We start from the raw sequence: 19,953 nt of genomic DNA, 5'->3' as shown, positions 1-19,953 counted from the left end.
CGTTATTCGCTGGCGCCCTGCTGCACCACCACCGTGCAAGTAATCCCTGCCGCCAGCAACACCCCTTCCGGTACTTCATCAATGTGAATGCGCACCGGCACCCGCTGCGCCAGACGCACCCAGTTGAACGTCGGATTGACGTCGGCGATCAGCTCGCGGCTCTCCGGATTGTCGCGGTCATAGATGCCACGGGAAATGCTTTCCACGTGCCCCTTCAAGACTTCGCCGCTCATCAGTTGCATGTCGGCTTTATCCCCCACGCGAACGTGCGGCAGTTTGGTCTCTTCGAAAAAGCCGTAAACCCAGAACGAATTCATGTCGACCACGGCCATTTTCGCTTCGCCGATGCGTGCGTAGTCACCGCGATGCACGTTGAGGTTGGTCACGTAACCGTCGACTGCTGCGCGTACTTCGGTGCGCTTGAGGTTGAGTTCGGCCGCCTCCAGTTGTGCCTGGGCGTGCTGATAGTCCGCCAGTGCGGCGTCGGCGATGTTGCTGGCGTCGTCGCGGTTTTCCTTGGAGATCACCAGGTTGTCCAGATCGGCGCGGCGATGGGCGTTGACCTTGCGCATCTCCCATGTCGACTTGCGCGAAGCCACCAGCGACTGCGCCTGTTTCACCGCGATGCGGTAGTGCTCGGGGTCGATCTGCATCAGCAGATCGCCCTTCTTCACCAGTTGGTTGTCACGCACCGGCACATAGACCACTTCACCGGTGACGTCGGCGGCGACGTTGATGATGTCGGCGCGCACCCGACCGTCGCGGGTCCACGGCGTGTTCATGTAATGCACCCACAAGGTCCGGCCGATCCACAGCGCCAGGGCCAGCACCAGCAGGGTCGCGAGCAGGCTGAAAAACTTTTTCATCAGATCGTTCTCAACGGTAGACAGTCAGCGCCATCGCGCCGAACAGACAGGTAAACAGACTCAGGCGCAGCAGCGCCGGGTGCCAGAAAAAACGGTACAGATCGAACCCCGACAAGAACCGATCCACCGCCCAGGCCAGCGCCGCGGCGATGAAAAACATCAGGGTCATGGTCGGCATGTACACGCCGTGGAAAGCGATTTCACGAGGCATGGGCAAGTCCTTCGGGCTTGGCTGGCGCGAGCGCGGCCAGCGGCGATTGCGGGTCGAGCAACGAGGTGCGGATGAAGTGCAGATAGCTCTTCACCCGGCGCAACGCCGAGGTATCGAAGTGCGGCGCGAATGGCTCATCGGTCGCGGCCACGCGGCTGATCGCGTGATCGACAGCGACCAGTGCGCGTTCCAGATTGCTGGCGTTCGGTTGCAGAAACAGCCGCACCAACGCGCGGCCCATCACGCGGATCGCCTGACGCCACGGCTGCGATTCGGCATACGCTGGGTGCACCGGCAAAATCGCCTGTTCCTTGCGCAACTCGATGATCGCGTGACCGACTTCGAGCACCACGAACATCCAGCGCAGCAGGTTTTTCTGCACCTTCGGTTCACCGGCCGCGAGACCGTAGGCCTGATGCAGCAAGTCGCGGGTGCGGCTCTCGAAACTCGACGCCAGGCCTTTGAGTTTGCCGCTGATCGCATAGACCACCTGGCCACGCAGATCCTGCTCCAGCCGCCGCCACAACCAGCGGCTGTTCGGCGGCAGAATAATTGCGCCCGCAGCGGCGCAGACCAGCATGCCCATGACCATGGCGATGTAGTCGTTGATGAAGGTGTACGGGTTGTAAATGGTCAGGTTGTCCGGCACCGAACCGGTGCTGAAGAAGATCAGCAAACCGAGACCGACACCGGCGTACTGCGGCCGCGAAGTCAGGAACGAACCGAACACGATTACCGGCGCGAGCATGACGCACAGCAGCGGAAAACCGTCGATCCACGGGAAGATGAAAAACATCTCGACGAAGCCGATCAGCGCCCCGAGAAACGTGCCGCAGGCCATTTGAAACGCCATGCGTTTCGGGTTCGGGGTGGCAGCGGACAGGCCCACGGTGGCGGCGGCAATCAGGGTCATCGTCGCGCCGCTCGGCCACGCGGTGGCGACCCAGTAACTGCCCAGCACGATGAGGATGAACGAGGCGCGAATCCCCGAGGCCGCGGCGGCCCACCAGTTGGTTTGCGGGGTGAACGGCTCGTCCCAGCGCTCGCGCTCGTGGCGGTGATCGGCCAGGGATGCGTGCGTCTGCGCATAACTGTGCAGGTCATCGACGAAGCGATAGAGCAGTTCGTACGCGGTGTGGAAATCCAGCTGCTCGGCGTCGCTGGGTTCGCTCTCCTGGAAGATCGCGCGCAGGCTGCGCACCCGCGCCGGCAGGTCTTCCTTGTAGGTCGCGAGCGCAGTCGCCAATCGCGCCGCATCGGGGCTGGTCAGGGCGCGGCCGCTGAAGCCGTCGAGCACTTCAGCGAGGTCCTGCAAGCCTGGTCTGATCGCCGCGACGACGTGCTCCTCGCCATTGCCGCGCAAGCGTTCAAGCAACTGATGCAGTGCGTTGAAGCGCGTGGTGATGCCCATGAACTCACTGTTCAAACGGCTGAGTCGACCGTTGCGCCGACGCATGTGCGGGTCTTCGAACACGGTCACGCTGCGCAGCCCTTCCAGGCCCACGGCTTCGGCGATGAAACGCACGTTGCTGGCTTCAAAGGATTCGGTTTTGCTGCGACCGCGCAAGCCGTCGGTGACGAACAGGGCGAACACGCCGAACCGCTGATACAAGGCATTGCGCATCGCCGCACTGGCGGTTTGCGGCAGGATCGCCGCGCTGATTACGGTGGCGCAGAGAATCCCCAGCGAGATCTCCAGCACCCGCCAAACCGCCGCCATAAACGCACCGTCCGGATGCGCCAGCGCCGGCAAACCGACCATCGCCGCCGTGTAGCCAGCCAGGACAAATCCGTAGGCACGAAAGTTACGGCAACGCGCCGCACCGGCCGAGCAGATGCCAACCCAGATCGCCAGCGAGCCGAGGAACAACTCAGTGTTTTGCGCGAACAGCGCGATCAGCGTGACCATCATCGCCGACCCGGCGAGGGTGCCAAGGAAGCGATAGAAACTCTTGGCAAACACCTGACCGCTTTGCGGCTGCATGACGATGAACACGGTGATCATCGCCGTGCGCGGTTGCGGCAATTCCAGGCGCATGGCCAGCCACAGGGTGAGGAATGCGGCGAGCAACACCTTGAAGATATACACCCAGGTCACGCCATCGCTGCGCGCCCAGTCAAACAAACCCCGACGCCATTCCAGGGAGTAGAGCCAGCGTAGAGGTGCGGGCAAGGGAGTCATTTGGTCTTGCTCAATGATTGAGGACTGAAGAGTTTTCTGTGGCAAACATCAATTTTTGTGGTGAGGGGATTTATCCCCGATGGGCAGCGAAGCGGCCCCAAGAAAAGCAAATGCGGTGTACCAGGCAGAACCGGTTTGCAGGTTTTGGGGCTGCTCCGCAGCCCATCGGGGATAAATCCCCTCGCCACAAGGGGTTTGTGTAGTGAATTGGGTGTTCACCGCAAAAGTGCCGGGGTTTTCGGGGCTTGGGTTTTCTCTACAGTCGGCACATCGTTGCCAGCACCAAGCCCACCACCCAGCGCCGTCACCAACTCCGCATGCGCCGTCAATCGCGCCGCCTGCACCTGTTGCTGCACTTGCTGCTGCTTGAACAACAGCGTCTGCGCATTCAGCACGTTGAGGTAATCGGTGAGGCCGCGTTGATAGGCGATCATCGCGATGTCGTAAGTTTTCTGCGCCGTGGCCACAGACTCGGCGGCAAAGCCTTGCTGCTTGTCCATCGACTCACGGCGGATCAACTGGTCAGAGATGTTCTTCAGCGCGTTGACCAGCGTCTGGTTGTAATGCGCGACGGCGATGTCATAACCGGCCGAGGCCTCACCCAATTCAGCACGCAAACGCCCACCATCGAAGATCGGCAACGAGATCGCAGGGCCGACGTTGTAATTGAGCTTCTTGCCGGTCAGAAACTCCAGCGCGCCGCCCCCGGTCGCCATGTAGCCGAGGCTGCCGACCAGATCGACGTTGGGATAAAACCCTGCGTGCGCAACATCAATTCCGCGTGCCTGCGCCGCCACTTGCCAGCGACTGGCGACCACGTCCGGGCGTTGCCCGAGCAGTTCGGCCGGTAGCGCTGACGGCAACTTCAGCGCTGCGCCAAGGGACAGCGTCGGTCGCTGCAATTGCGCGCCCGCACCCGGTCCCTTGCCGGCCAGTGCGGCGATCTGGTTGCGGCTGAGGGCAATTTCTTCATCCAGCGAATCCAGTTGCCGATGGGTTTCCGGCAACGGCGTTTGCGCCTGACTGACTTCAAAATGCGTACCGATCCCGCCGTTCAAACGCTTCTGCGCCAAATCAAGAATCTGCTGTTGCTGCGCAAGCGTCGCGGCGACGATGTCGCGCTGGGCGTAATGCAGCGACAGCTCGATGTAGGCGCGCACGATGTTGTTCTGCAATTCGAGCTGGGCCAGTCGAGCTTCGGCGGCGCTCATGTGCGCCAGATCCACCGCGCGTTCGCTGGCATTGCTTTCCCGGCCCCAGAGGTCGAGCGCATAGCTGAAACCGAGCGCGGCGTTGTTGTCCCAGGTTGTGGTGTTGGCCAACTCGCCCGGGCCATAGAACTGATCGGTCGGCCAGTTGTGGCGCTTGAGCGTCGACTCGCCATTGATCTGCAACGACTCGGCCGCTTCGGCGACACCGGCCATGGCTTTGGCCTGACGCACCCGCGCAGCGGCCATGGCCATGCTCGGGCTGTCTTGTACGGCGAGGTCGATCCAGCGATTCAGTTGCGGGTCGCCGTAAGCTTGCCACCATTGTGCGGTGGGCCAGTTTGCGTCACGGGCGGCGTGGGCGATGGCCTCGTCGGTGGCCAGTGCGTCGGCTTCCAATGCCTTGCTATGCGGGGCAATTCCTTGCGTTGAGATGCAGCCGCTGAGACCCAGGGTAAAAGCCAGAACACTGAGCGGCAAAAGCGCTCTGTTGATGCGACGCGGCACAGCTGCGAATTCCTGAGAAGAGGATAAGGCGAGGACTCGCTGTAGGAGCTGCCGAAGACTGCGATCTTTTGATCTTGATTCCCTTAAAACAAAATCAAAAGATCGCAGCCTGCGGCAGCGCCTACATCGGATCGGCGCAATTCTATGGAACGCCCTGTTCGGCGATAAGCTGGGTTTTCTGTGAATCTTTGTTACGGTTAACGAGATAATCCTTAAGTCTGGGTCTCAGCCCTCGAAACTTCGTGTCACAATTTGCCATCTCCCTTGAGAGCACCCCATGGACACTTTGCAAAACATGCGCGCCTTCAGTTGCGTGGCCGAAGCCGGCAGCTTCACCGCCGCCGCCGTGCAACTCGACACCACCACCGCCAACGTTTCGCGCGCGGTCTCCAACCTGGAAGCCCACCTGCAAACCCGACTGCTTAACCGCACGACCCGGCGCATCGCCCTGACCGAGGCCGGCAAGCGTTACCTGCTGCGCTGCGAGCAGATCCTCGCCTACGTCGAAGAAGCCGAGGCCGAAGCCAGCGAGGCCCACGCCCGCCCCGCCGGGCAGTTGAAAGTGCACACCATGACCGGTATCGGCCAGCACTTCGTGATCGACGCCATCGCCCGCTACCGCAAGACCCACCCCGACGTGACCTTCGACCTGACCATGGCCAACCGCGTGCCGGACTTGCTCGACGAAGGCTACGACGTCTCCATCGTGCTGGCCCGCGAACTGCCGGACTCCGGTTTCGTCTCGCAACGCCTGGGCATCACCTACAGCATCGTCTGCGCATCGCCCGCCTACGTGAAAGCCAACGGTTGCGCGCAAAAGCCCAGCGACCTGCTCAACCACGCCTGCCTGCGCCTGGTCAGCCCGGTCATCCCACTGGAGAAGTGGGCCTTCGACGGCCCGGAAGGCCAGGAAATGGTCACCATCAACAGCTCACCATTTCTGGTGAACTCCGCCGACGCGATGAAAACCGCGATCACCAGCGGCATGGGCGTCGGCGTCCTGCCGGTGTACGCAGCGATCGAGGGATTGCGCAACGGCACGCTGGTAAGGGTCATGCCGAACTACCGCTCGCAGGAACTCAACCTGTATGCGATCTACCCTTCGCGGCAATACCTTGATGCGAAGATCAAGACCTGGGTCGAATACCTGCGCGGTTCGCTGCCAGAAATACTCGCGGCGCATCAGGCGGAACTGGCTGCTTATGAGCTCAGCGGCAGCCTTGCCGGGGCTCGCGTCGCCAACTGATTTCGGTAATTTGCAGTGTGGGCAGTCTGCTAGAAATTGGCCGGCTGTCCGGCAGCCATCGCTGGCAAGCCAGCTCCCACAGGGTTCGCGTGGCCGGTGCTTTTTAAACATCTCACCGGCCCGTGCAGGAGCTGCCGCACGCTCCGATCTTTTGATGTTGGTGTTTAAAAATCAACAGGTCGCAGCCTACGGAAGCTCCTACATTTGGGCGTTTTCGCGGATATTTCCGACGTGTTTTGCAGGTTGCTCGTCGGAAGGGCGGTGGGTAGGGTTTGGGTGTCGCTGACGAATCAGCGACCGGGTCTGGAAAACCCGCAGGATCACAGCACATGACATAATGCCGCGCTTTTTCAGCGCCGGTGTTCGAGTTATGGCGGCTGTACGTGGGAGACCTTCGGGTCTGCCGGGTTTGATCCTTTGCCGGTTTTTCCAGTCCGCGTACAGCTGCCACCCTTATCGTCTGGAAAACGAAAGATGGCAGCTCCATTTCTTAAAAAGGATCTTTGCCATGTTCAAACCAACACCCAATCCGCCTGAAGCGGATAACACCACCCCCTACGAATTCCCCGGCTCGAAGAAATTCCACGAAGCCGCCGATCGCGCCCTCGACCACTACCTCAAACCCAACGCGCTAACGTTGCGCTTCCACAAACCCAGCACCATGTTCCAGGTCGCCCCGGGCCAGGACAACGAAAGCCTGCTGGTCCACGCCTGCGAATCACTGGCACAAGCCAGCCTCATGAGCAGTGACATCGCCGCCTACATCGACCTTCCGCAACGGCGCACGATTCTCGCGATCCAGCAGATCATCATGCTCGCCGAACTGGCGGTGAACCGCGTGCTGGATAACGTCGACGTGACACCACCCGCCACGCATCGCTAATCCGTAGGAGCCGCCTGAGCCCGGCGCGGGACGTCCACGTCTATTGATAAACATGGACGTCCCGATGGACGGCGATCAATCAAAAAAACACTGACTGCATAAAAATAGAGCCGTGTTATTTATTCATATCCACAAGACCTGAAACATCTCTGAATGCACCAATCGCTTTTAACTTTGGCTCTGTTGGATTATTTTGAACTTCCAATTCAAACCCAACTGCCAACGTACCTTTAGCAGAGTCGAAAGTCACATTCACAGCTCCACTACCATAAACAGCCGGATACGGCGTGATTTTTGTCCACCCTTCAAACTTTTCGCGCAAACTATAAGTAATACTCAGCCCTGAACCCGCCTCATAATTATGCTTACCATTAGTAATATTCGCCATAAACCTGAAAGTCAGAGCCCCTGATCGCGCGGCATCAAATTGCTGGTTTGCACTAACGAAAACCTCCTCACCTTTCGTCGAAAAGGTTTCAATCACGCCATTGAATGGTGCAAGACCATCAATGAGGACATTGGCTGTACCGCTCACGCCCTTTTGTTGTTTTGAAGACAGAAAAATTTCATTTTTCATGAGAAGTCCTTTTATCAAAGTTGGCTGCCGCGAAAAACACGAAATAAAAGACTGCCATTATTATTATTTACCTGCACCTGTCAGAACTGACAGGCTTAGAGATCCATTCGCAATAAAAGCATTCATCGAAGATTCTTTTTTGTTATAAGCGAAACAATCAATAGTCAGCGCACGTTTAGAACAGCAACACTCAACAGATGCTCCGGATGAACAAGGAGCAGCCCCCAAAAGCCGTATATTCACCCAGAAGTCCTAGAGACTGTTCGGCGCACAAGCCGCCAAGACAACCCGCCGCCAGAAATGTTAGCTTGCTTTGCATCGAGCCCGAACAAGAGCCAAAACGATGAAAAAAACAGTCCTGGCCTTCAGCCGCATCACCCCCCCAATGATCGAACAACTAAAACAAGAGTTCGACGTCATCGTCCCCAACCCAAAAAACGGCGACATCAACGCCCAGTTCAACGAAGCCCTGCCCCACGCCCACGGCCTCATCGGCGTCGGCCGCAAACTCGGCCGCACACAACTGGAAAACGCCGCAAAACTGGAAGTGGTCTCCAGCGTCTCCGTCGGCTACGACAACTACGACCTCGACTACTTCAACGAACGCGGGATCATGCTCACCAACACCCCGGACGTACTCACCGAAAGTACCGCCGACCTCGCCTTCACCCTGATCATGAGCAGCGCCCGCCGCGTCGCCGAACTCGACGCCTGGACCAAGGCTGGGCAATGGCAAGCCAGCGTCGGCGCCCCATTGTTCGGCACTGACGTACACGGCAAAACCCTCGGCATCGTCGGCATGGGCAACATCGGCGCCGCCGTCGCCCGCCGTGGCCGGTTCGGCTTCAACATGCCGATTATCTACAGCGGCAACAGCCGCAAGACCGAACTCGAACAAGAACTCGGCGCACAATTTCGCAGCCTCGACCAACTCCTCGCCGAAGCCGATTTCGTTTGCCTGGTCGTGCCCCTCAGCGACAAGACCCGCCACCTGATCAGCCATCGCGAACTGGCGCTGATGAAGCCGAGCGCGATTCTGGTCAACATCTCCCGTGGTCCGGTCGTCGACGAACCCGCGCTGATCGAAGCGCTGCAAAACAACCGCATCCGTGGCGCTGGTCTGGACGTCTACGAAAAGGAACCGCTGGCCGAGTCGCCACTGTTCCAGCTGAAAAACGCCGTGACCCTGCCGCACATCGGCTCTGCCACCCATGAAACCCGCGAAGCCATGGCCAATCGGGCCATTGCCAACTTGCGCAGTGCGTTGCTCGGCGAACGCCCGCAGGACCTGGTCAATCCGCAAGTCTGGCGCGGATAAAAAAGCACGGGCAAGTGCCAAACAGCACTTGCCCGTTAGTTACGCACATACACAACTTGAAATTGAACAACAAACAAAACAAAACAACAGCATTATAAGCTCTGCCCGGCTATCGAATTATCGATGAGCGCTATGGAGAGCAAAAACCTTGAACACACTGACCACCGAAAAAATCATCCGCTACAGCAAAGTTATATTGATGGCTTACATCAGTTTCTTTGGCCTGTTGGTGATGATCCACAACTTCACCGACTACAATTCAAACTACACGTACGTGGCTCACATCCTGAGCATGGACACCACTACTGCAAGTGAGAACATCAAGTATCGAGCCATTGAATCACCGATGATTCACCACCGGATCTATTGGTTCATCATCACCATGGAGGTGACTTATACGGTGCTGTGTCTGATCGGCACTTATCAGCTTTATCGCAAGATCGATGAATCGGCAGAGGCATTCCATGAAGCCAAGAAGTTCTCGATCATGGGCATACTGGTTGCAATATTCATCTATTACGTCTGTCTGCAAACAGTGGGTGTCGAATGGTTCGACATGGACACTTCACAATCATGGAATGCCAAAGACTGGGCACGGCATATCGTTGACTTCATATTCCCGGTGATGATTTACATCACATTGAAAGTCGAGCGCTGACGTTCAGCGCTCATTTATTTCAAGCCAACTTTCCCTGCACCGGTGATACCACCGCCTTCGGTTTACGAAACACCAGCACGTTACCCAGCATGACCAATACCAGCCCGATCAATGCTGGCGCTGTCCACTGATAACCTTCGACAAACGCCGAGACGTTCAGCGCCACCACCGGGAACAACACCGTGCAATAAGCCGCGCGCTCCGGGCCCATACGCCCGACCAGCGTCAGGTACGCCGTGAAACCGATCACCGAACCTGGAATGACCAGATACAGCAGCGCCCCGACGTAACGCGTCGACCAGTCCATGTCGAACGGAATGCCTTTGATCAGGCACCACACCGACAGCATCGCCGCACCGTAAGCCATGCCCCAGGCATTGGTGGTCAGAGGTTTCAGCCCGGCTTTCTGTTGCAGGCTTGAGAGCATGTTGCCCGCCGAGAAACACAAGGTGCCGCACAGCGCCAGACCGAGGCCGAGCAATGTCTGCGGGCTGGCGCGATGGCCGGCCAGTTCCGGCCAGAACAACAGACCCAGGCCAAACAACCCCAGCGCACCGCCCATCAACACGTTACGGGCAATCCGTTGGCCGAAGAACACCCGCGCATTGAGGGCGTTCCACAGGGTTGCGGTGGAAAACACTACCGCCACCAGACCGCTGGGAATCCACTGACTGGCGGTCAAAAAGCACATGAAGTTAACGCAGAACAGACACAAGCCCTGCGCCACGCAGATCAGGTGGCCACGACGGTTCATCGGTTGCAACCGACGGCTGAGCAGCAACAAGACGAACAGCACCAACGCCGCGAGGCCGAAGCGATAAACAATCGACACCGGAATCGCCACTACGCCCAGTTGCCATTTCAGGGCAATCCAGGTGGTGCCCCAGATCAGCACGGTCAACAGATACAACGACAGATTCATAAGCGAACTCCCGAAAGCAATGCCAAGCGCTATTGTGGCGAGGGGATTTATCCCCGATGGGCTGCGCAGCGGCCCCAAAAACTTGTGAGCGCTACGCCCTCAAGCGAGATGGCGCGACAAGCTCCCTCGCCACAAGGTTTTGCGCTGAATTGAGGATCAGGGTGCTGCACCAAGGGTTGAAGCGCTTGCACAATCTTGCGCATTTGTCGGCGGGCTGGCTGGCAGCACGACGCCTACGGAGTAGGATGCAAGGCGTTGAAGAGAACCGATCATGGCCGCAATCGATAACCTGCAAGTCTTCCAAGCGCTTAACCGCTCGCCGAACGCTCGCCTTGTGCACAGCGCCGAGCTCGGTGACGGCCTGGCTGCGGCCCTGTGGACCAATCACCACGACGCCCAGGAATACGAAGCCCCCAGCCATCACACCCTCTCCTGCTACATCGCCGGCGGCACCGGCACGTTTCGTCGCGGTCAGCCGGGCCAGAAGGGTGGGCCGGACAAGCTGTGCATCCTGCCGGCCGACCATGAATCGGGCTGGGTAATCAACGGTGATATCCGTTTGGCCCACCTGTACTTCAGCGCCGAACAATTCGCCATCGGTTGCGTCACGTTGCTTGATCGCGAGCCACGGGAAATGCAGCTGCGCGAGCAGACTTTTCTCGAAGACCCGCAACAGGCGCAGCGCTTTCGCCAGCTACTGACGCTGAACTGGGACGAGCCCGCCGAACGCTTGCTGACCAGTAGCCTGGCGCATGAATTGATCAGCCATACCTTGCTCAGTCAGGTCGGCGCCCGTCAGGGTTTGCGTCTGAAGGGTGGACTGGCGCCGCACCAGCGTCGGCAGTTGGTGGAGTTCATCGACACCCAGTTGGCCGAGCCGATCAGCCTCGGGCAATTGGCTGGATTGTGTGCGTTGTCGGAGTACCACTTTGCGCGGATGTTTCGCGTGAGCTTCGGTTTGCCACCGCATCAATATGTGCTGGCAAGGCGCTTGAGCCGGGCGCGGGAGTTGTTGCGCGGGACGGCGTTGCCACTGGGGGAAATTGCGCTGGCCTGTGGGTTTGCCAGCGCGAGTCATTTCACCAATCGGTTCAGGCAGGTGTTGGGCGGGACGCCCGGCGAGTATCGGCAGGCGTTTTTGCGTTAGAACTGGAATCTTTGCCGTCTATCAGGGCCTCATCGCTGGCAAGCCAGCTCCCACAAAGTCCTCGGCCGTTGGAGAAATTTGTGCTCGACCAAGAACCTGTGGGAGCTGGCTTGCCAGCGATGAACGATGACGCGGTTTCGGCTCAGAACTCCAAGGTGCTGGACAAGGAGATCTGCCGCGAATCCCCCATCGACACAAAGAACCGGCTCGCCGCCGAGGTGTAGTAAGTACGGTCAAACAGGTTCTTCACATTGAGCTGAAACTTGACCTTCTGCCCTTCCACTTGGGTGTCGTAAGTGGCAAACGCATCGGCCACGGTGTAGCTCGGCAGATCGAAATCATTTACCGCATTGCCCGCCCGCTCGCCGACATAGCGCGCCCGGGCACCGACGCGCAGTTGATCGCCGCCGATCACGCTGCCGAAGTCATACACCGCCGACAATGAGCCGCTGTTCTTCGCCACGTTCTGCAAACGCTTGCCCTTGTAAGTCGGGTCTTCGGTGACTTCGGCATCGGTGTAGGCATAGTTGCCGATCAGGCTCCAGCGTTCACTCAGTTGACCGGTCATATCGACTTCCAGACCACGCGAACGCACTTCACCGGCAGCGCTGTAAATCGTCGTCGGGCCTTCGGAGTTGGCCACCAGCACGTTGCGTTTCTTGATGTCGAACAGCGCGATGTTGCCGGTGATGCGCCCCGGCATGTCCAGCCGCGCACCCAGTTCCCAGGACTTGGCTTGTTCCGGCGCGATGCTGCCGTCGAGCACGGTGCTGCTGCCACTCAACGGGGCAATGGTCGAGTTGGGTTTGAACGATTCGGTGTAGCTGCCGTAGAACGACAGCTCATCGGTGTAGCGATACACCAGGCCCGCGCGCGGCACCCACTTCTGCCCATTGGTGTCGGTGTTGGCCTTGAACGGCACGCCTTTGCCGGCGTACTGGTCGTACTCCTGGAAGCGTCCGCCGGCGACCAGAATCCACTGGTCGTTGAGGTGAATCGAATCCTGCAGGAACACCGAATCGCTGCGCAGCAAATCGGTCTGTGCACTGTCCGCCGGGCTGACCGTGGTGCCTTCGACTTCGCGACCATACACCGGGTTGATGTAGCTGAAGCTGGTCAGGCTTTTCTGCCGGATCAGGTCAGCGCGGTAGATCTTGCGGTACTCGTCGTCAACGCCGAACACCAGATCGTGTTGCATGCCCAGCACGTTGACCTTGCCTTCGAGGCTGGCGGTGGTGAAACGGTCGGTGGTGATCGCGCCGTGGGTGCCGTCCATGCTGCGGGTCAGCGTGCCTTTTTTGGTGTCGATAGCGGTCACGCGGACCTGGCTGGCGTCGTAGGTTTCACGGTTCCAGCTGTAGCCGAAGTGGGCTTTCCAGTCGTCGTTGAGTTCGTGGTCGGCCTCGAAGTGATACAAGTCCGAACGCCCTTCCATGTCGTTGAACGGCTCGTCGAGACGCTCCTTGCGTGAGATGTCCAGCGGATGGTTGGTGCGCGGATCGATCAACGTGCCACGGTCGAACGGGGTGAGAAATTCCCGGTGTTCATAGGCGAACAGCAGTTTGGTGCGCTCGCCGTACCAGGCCAGCGATGGCGCGATCAACGTTTCACGGTGGGTGCCGTAGTTGCGCCAGTAATCTTCGTCGACGTGATCCACCACCATGCGATAGGCCAGCCCGGAATCGCCCAGCGCGCCGGTGCTGTCGAAGGTGCCGCCGCTGCCGTTCTTGCCGTCGCCGTAGGTCGAACCGGTAAAAGTCAGTGCGTTGTACTGCTCAAGTTCGGGTTTCTTGCTGACCAGGTTGACCACGCCGCCCGGGTCCTGAATCCCGTACAGCAAGGACGCCGGGCCTTTGAGCACTTCGACGCGATCGACCGTGGCGTTCATGCCCCGGCCCTGCATGATCGGCATGCCGTCGCGCATGATCGAGCCATTGCGGTTGTCGCCGAAACCGCGCGTCATCACCGAATCCTGAGTGCTGCCCAAAGTGTTGCCTTGGGTGATGCCGCTGACGTTGGCCAACGCATCGTCGAGATTGCGCGGCGCCTGATCGCGGATCACTTGCGCCGGGATGACGTTGACGGTCTGCGGGATCTCTTGAAGCGAGGCCGATGAACGCATCACCGAACTGGTTGGCGGCGGCTGATAACTCATCGACTCGTCGCGCATCGAGGTGATGGTGGTGGCGCCAAGGTTCAGCGCACCGGCAGTGGGTTGCGGCTCCAGCGCCAGCGTGTGGCTGTCGGTGCGACGAAAGTTCAGGCCGGAACCGCTGAGCAGGCGTTGCAGCGCTTGTTCGGCGCTCATCTGGCCGTTCACGGCGGGTGCGGTGAGTCCGTACGGCGCTTCATCGGTGTAAACCACGCTTTGCCCGGTGACACGGCTGAAGTCGCTTAGAGCCTGGGGCAGCGGTTTGGCGGCCAGGGAGAAGTTGAATTGCTGTTGCGCCTGACTGCTGACGGTTTCAGCGGCGAGCGCCACGCTCATTGGCAGCAAGGCCAATGCCGAAAAGCTCAACGCTTGAACGCCCAACCACTGTTTGACCGAACCCGATTTTGCCCTGGACTTCATTGCTCAATGACCTGTGTAGAACCGCAACGGATGCGAATGACTCGCAGTTTCAGTCACTACACGGATGGGGCTCGGGTTTACCTCACCAACATTTGCAAATTATTTTTTGTGGTGTTCGATCCGGCGCCATCGCGAGCAGGCTCACTCCTACCGGGGAACGCATTCCAAATGTAGGAGTGAGCCTGCTCGCGATGGCTTTAGCCGCCTCAACGCAAAATGATCAGATGCCCCAGCACCTGATGCTGCTCAAACCCCAGCACCCCTTGCAGCGAACTCAGCACAGCCTGCGGGTCCTTACTGGGGAAACTGCCGCTGACCTTGCGCGCCGCCAGCTCTTCGTTGAGCAAAACAATTCGCCCCGGGTAATAGCGGCGCAGATCCGCCACCACCTCCGCCAGCGTGGTTTTGTAGTAAGTCAGCCAGCCCTGACGCCAGGCCAGTTGTGCCTCGCTGTCCACCGCGTGGAGTTTCTGCGCCGAGCCCGCACCGTAGGCGACCTGCTGACCCGCCGTGAGAATCTGCTGCGCTGCGTCGCGATCCGCTGTCACACCGACCCGTCCGGACAACACCGTGACCTGCGCGCCGTGAGGTTGCAGACGCACCTCGAATTGCGTCCCGAGCACCCGCGCCTGGCCCTTCTCGGCCTCGACCACAAACGGCTCACCCGTGTGGGTCACGCTGAAAAATCCGGCGCCACGACGCAACTGCACATGGCGCTCGCCATGGCTGAAATCCACCGCGATGGCGCTGTCAGCATCCAGCGTGACTTGCGACTGGTCGGCCAGGGTTACGGTGCGAATCTCGCCGGGCGCCGAAACATAATCGGCGCCAAGATCATCGAGCCAGCGCTGCGGCTGCCACCCTGTGCCGAGGCTGACCATCAGCAACAGACACGCCGCCATCGCCAGCGCACCGGACCAACGCAGCAGCTGCGGACGACGCGGGCGATCCATCGTCTCGAGATAGCCCTGCAACGCCAGCGCCTCTTCGTCGGCCAGCGTCCTCGCCGGCCCTTCGCTCAACTCCCAGACCACTTGTGCCTGTGCATAAGCCTCGGCGTGAGCCGGGTCGGCGCGCAGCCATTGGCTGAAGGTGAGTTGATCGCCAGCGCTGGGCCGGTCATGCAACAGGCTCAGCCAGGCAAATGCCGCCTGTTCCTGGGCGGGCGTCGGGATGACGCGGTCGGAGTGATTCACGGTGCTTTCCCTGGCGTGCGTGGCGCGGGTTCGCGCAGGCTGGCCTTGCAGGCCTCGAGGGCGCGCATCATATGTTTTTCCACGGCGCTTTGGGACAGGCCCATGGCTTTGGCGATGTCCGCGTACTTGCGGCCGTGAATGCGATTGAGCAAAAAAATCTGCCGGGTGCGCTCGGGCAAGGCGCGCAACGCCGCTTCGACATGGCGCAGATCGTTGCCGGCTTCCAGCGCTGCTTGCGGTTCGCTGCCGTGGCTGTGCGGCTCTTCCGGTTGCCAGCCTTCATTGACGCGCACCCGCGTGCCTTCGCTGCGCAAATGGTCGATGGCGATGTTGCCGGCACACCGCAACAAGTAGGTGCTGAGTTCTTCAACCTGCACCAACGGTCGGCGCCAGAAGCGCAGAAACAAGTCCTGCACCAGATCTGCCGCCGTCGCCCGGCAGCCGACGCGCCGGTTCACCAGCGCTTCCATTTGTGAACGCTGGGACAGGAACACCTGAAGAAAATGCGCACGTGCCCCGCGCGGCTCGTCGTCGCGGGATTCCGGCGGCAGACCGATCAGCACCTCAGCACTGCGCCCATGCAGCGACCGGACTGGCCAGCAGGCTGACCCCCGCCAGTGCCAAAGCCAGACGCGGGCGATACGGCAGCAACAACACCAACGTCAGTGCGCTGAGCATCAGTACCGCGAACCAGTCGACCAGACCGAAACTCCAGCCGTTGCTCGACACTGCCGCCCACAGCGACAAGGCCAGCAATAACCACCCGCTGAGTTGCAAGCCCTGACGGCGGCGAGCCGAGGCTTTGTGACCGAGCAATTCATCGTGGTGCCGAGGCAACGACAAACACAGCGCGGTAAACCCGGCGTAGCAAAGCAACAGGGCCAGCAGCATCAATTCGCTCCCTGTTCAAGCGTGACCGGCCGAGCCGTTTCGCGACGTGGCTTTTTCACGCTGACGGCATTGCTGGCGCGCTGCATTTTCCATGCGGCCCACGCCAGGAACAGACCTGCTCCGAGGCACGTCAGATCGAACCCGGCCAGCACCCAGTCACCCTGCGCAAGCGTTACGCCGAGATTCCACGGTGTGGTCAGCGCATTGATCAGCGGCACGGCGATAAACAGCAACGCCCCCAGCCCAAGCTGTTCGACCCAGGCCTTGCGTCCGCGACGCATCAGCGCATGCAAAAGACTCAACCCCCAGGCAATAAAGAACGCATTCACTTCCCAATCGGCCCGCCCCGCCAGCGCCACCGGCAACAGCCGATTGGCCAGGAAGAACACCGCCACCGCTGACACCAGTCCGGCCATGCTGGCAATGTTCAGCACTTCCACCAGCCGCAGTTCGAACGGCATCACACCACTCTTGGCGTGTTTGAGTTGACGCTTGCCGAGCCAGATCACCAGCCCGGTGCCGATCATGGCCGTGCCGGCCAGACCACAAATGAAATATAGCCAGCGCAGCACCGGCCCGGCGAAATGGCCCATGTGCAGACCGTAGAACGTGCCACCCACCGCCATCGCCACAGCTTGATCCGGTGTGCTGCCGAGCATCTGCCCGGTGACGCCGTTGAAGGTCACCGCGCTGCCGAAATCGTGCACCACACGATCACCGGCGCGGGACAGCACCACCGAGGCATTTTCATCACCCGGGTTGTTCACCGACAGCCGCTTGGTGGTGCCGCCCGAGCATTGCTCACTGGCCTTGGCCAACAGCGGCGCCATGGGAGCCAGAGGTGCGGAAACGCCGGCCCGCTCCGGCGTCTTCGAGGCCGGGAAAACCTCATCGTAAAACGCCCGCACATCACCGCCGTAGGACGCCAGAATGCTCGCCGGCATGACCATCGACATGAAAATGACCAGGCTGCTGTAGGTGATCATCAAGTGAAACGGCAGCACCAGCACACCCACGGCGTTATGCCCGTCAAGCCAGGAACGCTGGCCCTTGCGCGGGCGGAAGGTGAAGAAGTCCTTGAAGATTTTCTTGTGGGTGATGATCCCGGTGATCAGCGCGACGAACATCACCATCGCGGCGATCGTCGCCAGCCAGCGTCCCCACGGATAAGGCATTTGCAGCTGGAAATGGAAGCGATAGAAAAACTCGCCGCCCAGGCTTTCGCGGCCCTGCACTTCGGCACCGGTCTGCGCATCGAGGGTTTTCGATTCAAAGCGACCGCGCTCGCCGGGTTTCGCCGGCGCCTGCTGCCAGCGCACGGTCAGGCCGGGGTCGCGGGCATCGGGCAAGTCGATCAGCCAACGCGAAGCACCGGCGGCATGCTGCTGCAGATAATCCTGCGCCAGGGCAAGGCTCGCCTCGCTATTGATCGCTCGCGCGGGAATTTCCGGGCGCATCCAGTGACTGGTTTCGTCATTGAAATAAGCCAGGGTGCCGGTCAGAAAAATCGCGAACAGCAACCAGCCGAAGACCAGCCCGACCCAGGTGTGCAGCCAGGCCATGGCCTGGCGAAAACCCTCTTTCATGCGTACCCCAACCCACGGGCCGCGCCGGAGATGGTCGCCAGGATCACGCTCGGCACCAGTAAACCGACCCATGCCGACCACGCCGTGCGGCAGGCAAAACACCACAGCACGGCGACCAGATAAACCAGGAAGGAAACGGTCATGCCGGTCACCACCGCTTCGGCGCGGTTCAACGGCAGCCACATCGTCAGGGTGACACTGGCCAGCGCGGCAACCAGATAGCCGCCAAATACCGCTGCCAACACCCGCGAGGTGACGGCCAGACGATAGGACATGGGCAGTGTGGCGAGTTTGGCTTTCATGTTTCGACCCTGAAACGAAAATCGTCCGGCCAACAAGCCGAACCAACAGGCGAGCAATATTAATGATAAATATTCTCATACGCAAAAGCATCTGATTGCCGGACGCCGTGCTTGCGCCCTACAATGCGAACCATTCTTGTTCTCTAACGCATGTTTTCTCCGCATATTGTTGCGCCCGGAGTCATCCCGTTGCCGTCCGCCCATCCCGTCGAATCGCTTTATCAGGCCCACCACAGCTGGCTGACCGGCTGGTTGCGGCGCAAGCTCGGCTGCCCGGACAGCGCGGCGGACCTGGCGCAGGACACCTTCATCAAGGTGCTGACCGCCCGCGAACCAGCGGTGATCATCGAACCTCGCGCCTTTCTCACCACGCTCGCCAAGCGGGTCCTGTTCAATCACTACCGCCGTCAGGATCTGGAACGCGCCTACCTCGACACCCTCGCGCAGATGCCGGAAATGCTCGCGCCATCGGAAGAAGACAAAGCGATCATCCTGCAAACCCTGATAGAGCTCGATCAGTTGCTCGACGGTTTACCGCGCCTGGTCAAGCGCGCCTTCTTGCTGGCGCAGGTCGATGGCCTGAGCTATCCACAGATCGCCGCCGAACTGGGCATTTCGGTGGCAACGGTCAAACGTCATCTGAACAAAGCGGCGATGCGCTGCTATTTCGCCCTATGAACCGCGTCGCGGATTTTTCTGCGCAAGTGGCCGAACAGGCCGTGCACTGGCTGATGGAAATGCAGCAAGGCGCGCTTTCCCCGCGTCGACAACTGGCGTGGCAACAATGGCTGGAGGCACACAGCGAACATCGTCGGGCGTGGGAACACATTCAGCGGGTCAACCAGCGCTTGCGCGGTGTGGCCTCACCGCTGGCGCACGCGGCGTTGAACGGGCCGAAGTCCGGCAGTCGCCGTCAGGCGCTGAAACTGTTGCTGATTCTGGGTGGCGGTTCGGCCGTCACCTGGGGCATGCGCGAACACAATCCGCTGCCGTCGCTGCTCGCCGATTACCGCAGCCCGGTGGGTCAGCGACGAAAAATTGCGTTGGGTGCGGGCGATCAATTGCAGCTCAATACTTCAAGTGCAGCGGATGTCGATGGCGCACAACGACTGATCCGCTTGCTCGAAGGCGAAATCCTCCTGACCGCATCGCAATCGTTCGAAGTGCGGACTGCACAAGGCATTCTGAAAACCCGGGACGCGCGCCTCAACGTGCGTCAGTTTGTTGATCGCACGCAGGTCGCGTTGTTTGAGGGTCGGGTCGAACTGACGGCCAACGGACGCGCACCGATGCTGCTGCCTGTCGCCCGCCAACTGAGTTTCACCTCCGTCGCTGTCAGCGACGCCCGACCGCTGGACGCCAACAGCGGCGCCTGGGCCGATGGCATGCTGGTCGCGGCGCATATGCGTCTGGGCGACTTCCTCGATGAGCTGGGGCGCTATCGTCGCGGACAACTCAACTGCGACAGGAAGGTGGCCGACTTGCTGATCTCCGGGACTTATCCACTGGATGACAGCGAGCGGATTCTGGATCTGCTGGAAATCAGCTTGCCGGTGAAAGTGAAGCGCTTTACCCGCTACTGGGTCAGCGTAGAAGCCAAGGCTTGAAATGAACCTGTGGCGAGGGAGCTTGCACCCGCTGGACTGCGCAACAGGCCCGTCCTTTAAAAGCGTGAACCGCT

General features: G+C 60.1%; 19 protein-coding genes. 7 read left to right on the top strand and 12 right to left on the bottom strand.

The genetic code is table 11. From position 1 onward, the window contains the following. Positions 1-2 precede the first annotated feature (2 nt). The 4 genes from ACVVH8_RS05060 to ACVVH8_RS05045 form a co-directional block, all read right to left on the bottom strand. On the bottom strand, positions 3-866 hold the full coding sequence (locus ACVVH8_RS05060) for an efflux RND transporter periplasmic adaptor subunit (protein WP_475228839.1): 864 nt from the start codon (positions 864-866) through the stop codon (positions 3-5). 10 nt (positions 867-876) lie between these two features. Continuing rightward, positions 877-1,077, bottom strand: coding sequence for a DUF1656 domain-containing protein (locus ACVVH8_RS05055; protein ID WP_007914106.1), 201 nt, complete (start codon positions 1,075-1,077; stop codon positions 877-879). After that, on the bottom strand, positions 1,067-3,259 hold the full coding sequence (locus ACVVH8_RS05050; protein ID WP_475228836.1) for an FUSC family protein: 2,193 nt from the start codon (positions 3,257-3,259) through the stop codon (positions 1,067-1,069). The genes ACVVH8_RS05055 and ACVVH8_RS05050 overlap by 11 nt, the downstream gene beginning before the upstream one ends. 215 nt (positions 3,260-3,474) lie before the next feature. Then, positions 3,475-4,974 carry an efflux transporter outer membrane subunit gene (locus tag ACVVH8_RS05045; RefSeq protein WP_475228833.1) on the bottom strand — a complete coding sequence of 500 codons (1,500 nt, stop codon included), beginning with the start codon at positions 4,972-4,974 and terminating at the stop codon, positions 3,475-3,477. Between the two features lie 277 nt (positions 4,975-5,251). Here ACVVH8_RS05045 and ACVVH8_RS05040 point away from each other — a divergent pair, with 277 nt between their 5' ends. Next, positions 5,252-6,220, top strand: a complete 969-nt coding sequence (locus ACVVH8_RS05040; protein WP_103305180.1) for a LysR family transcriptional regulator — start codon at positions 5,252-5,254, stop codon at positions 6,218-6,220. Between the two features lie 508 nt (positions 6,221-6,728). Continuing rightward, positions 6,729-7,103: a DUF6124 family protein gene (locus ACVVH8_RS05035; protein ID WP_475228831.1), complete on the top strand. Its 375-nt coding sequence runs from the start codon at positions 6,729-6,731 to the stop codon at positions 7,101-7,103. Between the two features lie 115 nt (positions 7,104-7,218). Here ACVVH8_RS05035 and ACVVH8_RS05030 read toward each other — a convergent pair whose 3' ends face one another. Continuing rightward, a complete protein-coding gene (locus ACVVH8_RS05030) occupies positions 7,219-7,680 on the bottom strand; it encodes a hypothetical protein (RefSeq protein WP_475228828.1) in 462 nt (153 codons plus the stop codon). A 343-nt stretch (positions 7,681-8,023) separates the two neighbouring features. Here ACVVH8_RS05030 and ACVVH8_RS05025 point away from each other — a divergent pair, with 343 nt between their 5' ends. Further along, entirely contained in the window at positions 8,024-8,998 is a 975-nt protein-coding gene (locus ACVVH8_RS05025) for an NAD(P)-dependent oxidoreductase (protein WP_315446467.1), read from the top strand. Positions 8,999-9,146: 148 nt separating this feature from the next. Continuing rightward, the gene (locus ACVVH8_RS05020; protein ID WP_103305177.1) at positions 9,147-9,656 is read left to right on the top strand and encodes a DUF2165 family protein; all 510 of its coding nucleotides are present in this window, start codon (positions 9,147-9,149) and stop codon (positions 9,654-9,656) included. Between the two features lie 19 nt (positions 9,657-9,675). On the opposite strand, the gene ACVVH8_RS05015 is transcribed toward ACVVH8_RS05020, so the two are convergent. After that, positions 9,676-10,578 carry a DMT family transporter gene (locus ACVVH8_RS05015; protein WP_213027613.1) on the bottom strand — a complete coding sequence of 301 codons (903 nt, stop codon included), beginning with the start codon at positions 10,576-10,578 and terminating at the stop codon, positions 9,676-9,678. Positions 10,579-10,849: 271 nt separating this feature from the next. Between ACVVH8_RS05015 and ACVVH8_RS05010 the strand changes: the two genes are divergently transcribed. Beyond that, a complete protein-coding gene (locus tag ACVVH8_RS05010; RefSeq protein ID WP_475228826.1) occupies positions 10,850-11,725 on the top strand; it encodes a helix-turn-helix domain-containing protein in 876 nt (291 codons plus the stop codon). Between the two features lie 142 nt (positions 11,726-11,867). Here ACVVH8_RS05010 and ACVVH8_RS05005 read toward each other — a convergent pair whose 3' ends face one another. The 6 genes from ACVVH8_RS05005 to ACVVH8_RS04980 form a co-directional block, all read right to left on the bottom strand. After that, a complete protein-coding gene (locus ACVVH8_RS05005) occupies positions 11,868-14,297 on the bottom strand; it encodes a TonB-dependent siderophore receptor (RefSeq protein WP_475228823.1) in 2,430 nt (809 codons plus the stop codon). A 206-nt stretch (positions 14,298-14,503) separates the two neighbouring features. Then, complete coding sequence (locus tag ACVVH8_RS05000; protein ID WP_475228821.1) at positions 14,504-15,493, bottom strand: FecR family protein; 990 nt, start codon at positions 15,491-15,493, stop codon at positions 14,504-14,506. Beyond that, positions 15,490-16,056, bottom strand: a complete 567-nt coding sequence (locus ACVVH8_RS04995) for an RNA polymerase sigma factor (RefSeq protein ID WP_213027609.1) — start codon at positions 16,054-16,056, stop codon at positions 15,490-15,492. The genes ACVVH8_RS05000 and ACVVH8_RS04995 overlap by 4 nt, the downstream gene beginning before the upstream one ends. A gap of 1 nt (position 16,057) precedes the next feature. Then, positions 16,058-16,384: a DUF3325 domain-containing protein gene (locus tag ACVVH8_RS04990; protein WP_475228819.1), complete on the bottom strand. Its 327-nt coding sequence runs from the start codon at positions 16,382-16,384 to the stop codon at positions 16,058-16,060. Then, a complete protein-coding gene (locus ACVVH8_RS04985; RefSeq protein WP_475228816.1) occupies positions 16,384-17,970 on the bottom strand; it encodes a PepSY-associated TM helix domain-containing protein in 1,587 nt (528 codons plus the stop codon). The genes ACVVH8_RS04990 and ACVVH8_RS04985 overlap by 1 nt, the downstream gene beginning before the upstream one ends. Beyond that, positions 17,967-18,272 (bottom strand): DUF3649 domain-containing protein, encoded by a 306-nt coding sequence (locus tag ACVVH8_RS04980; protein ID WP_201235172.1) that lies wholly within the window; start codon positions 18,270-18,272, stop codon positions 17,967-17,969. The genes ACVVH8_RS04985 and ACVVH8_RS04980 overlap by 4 nt, the downstream gene beginning before the upstream one ends. A 189-nt stretch (positions 18,273-18,461) precedes the next feature. Between ACVVH8_RS04980 and ACVVH8_RS04975 the strand changes: the two genes are divergently transcribed. Continuing rightward, positions 18,462-18,950, top strand: a complete 489-nt coding sequence (locus ACVVH8_RS04975; protein ID WP_103305168.1) for a sigma-70 family RNA polymerase sigma factor — start codon at positions 18,462-18,464, stop codon at positions 18,948-18,950. Beyond that, positions 18,947-19,879, top strand: coding sequence for a DUF4880 domain-containing protein (locus tag ACVVH8_RS04970; RefSeq protein ID WP_475228814.1), 933 nt, complete (start codon positions 18,947-18,949; stop codon positions 19,877-19,879). Before ACVVH8_RS04975 ends, ACVVH8_RS04970 begins: the two co-directional genes overlap by 4 nt. Positions 19,880-19,953: the final 74 nt, after the last annotated feature.

This window comes from Pseudomonas trutticola BRTCR10, assembly GCF_056155105.1.
The sequence above is the reverse complement of the archived record's forward strand: the minus strand, read 5'-3'. Positions and strand labels throughout refer to the sequence as shown.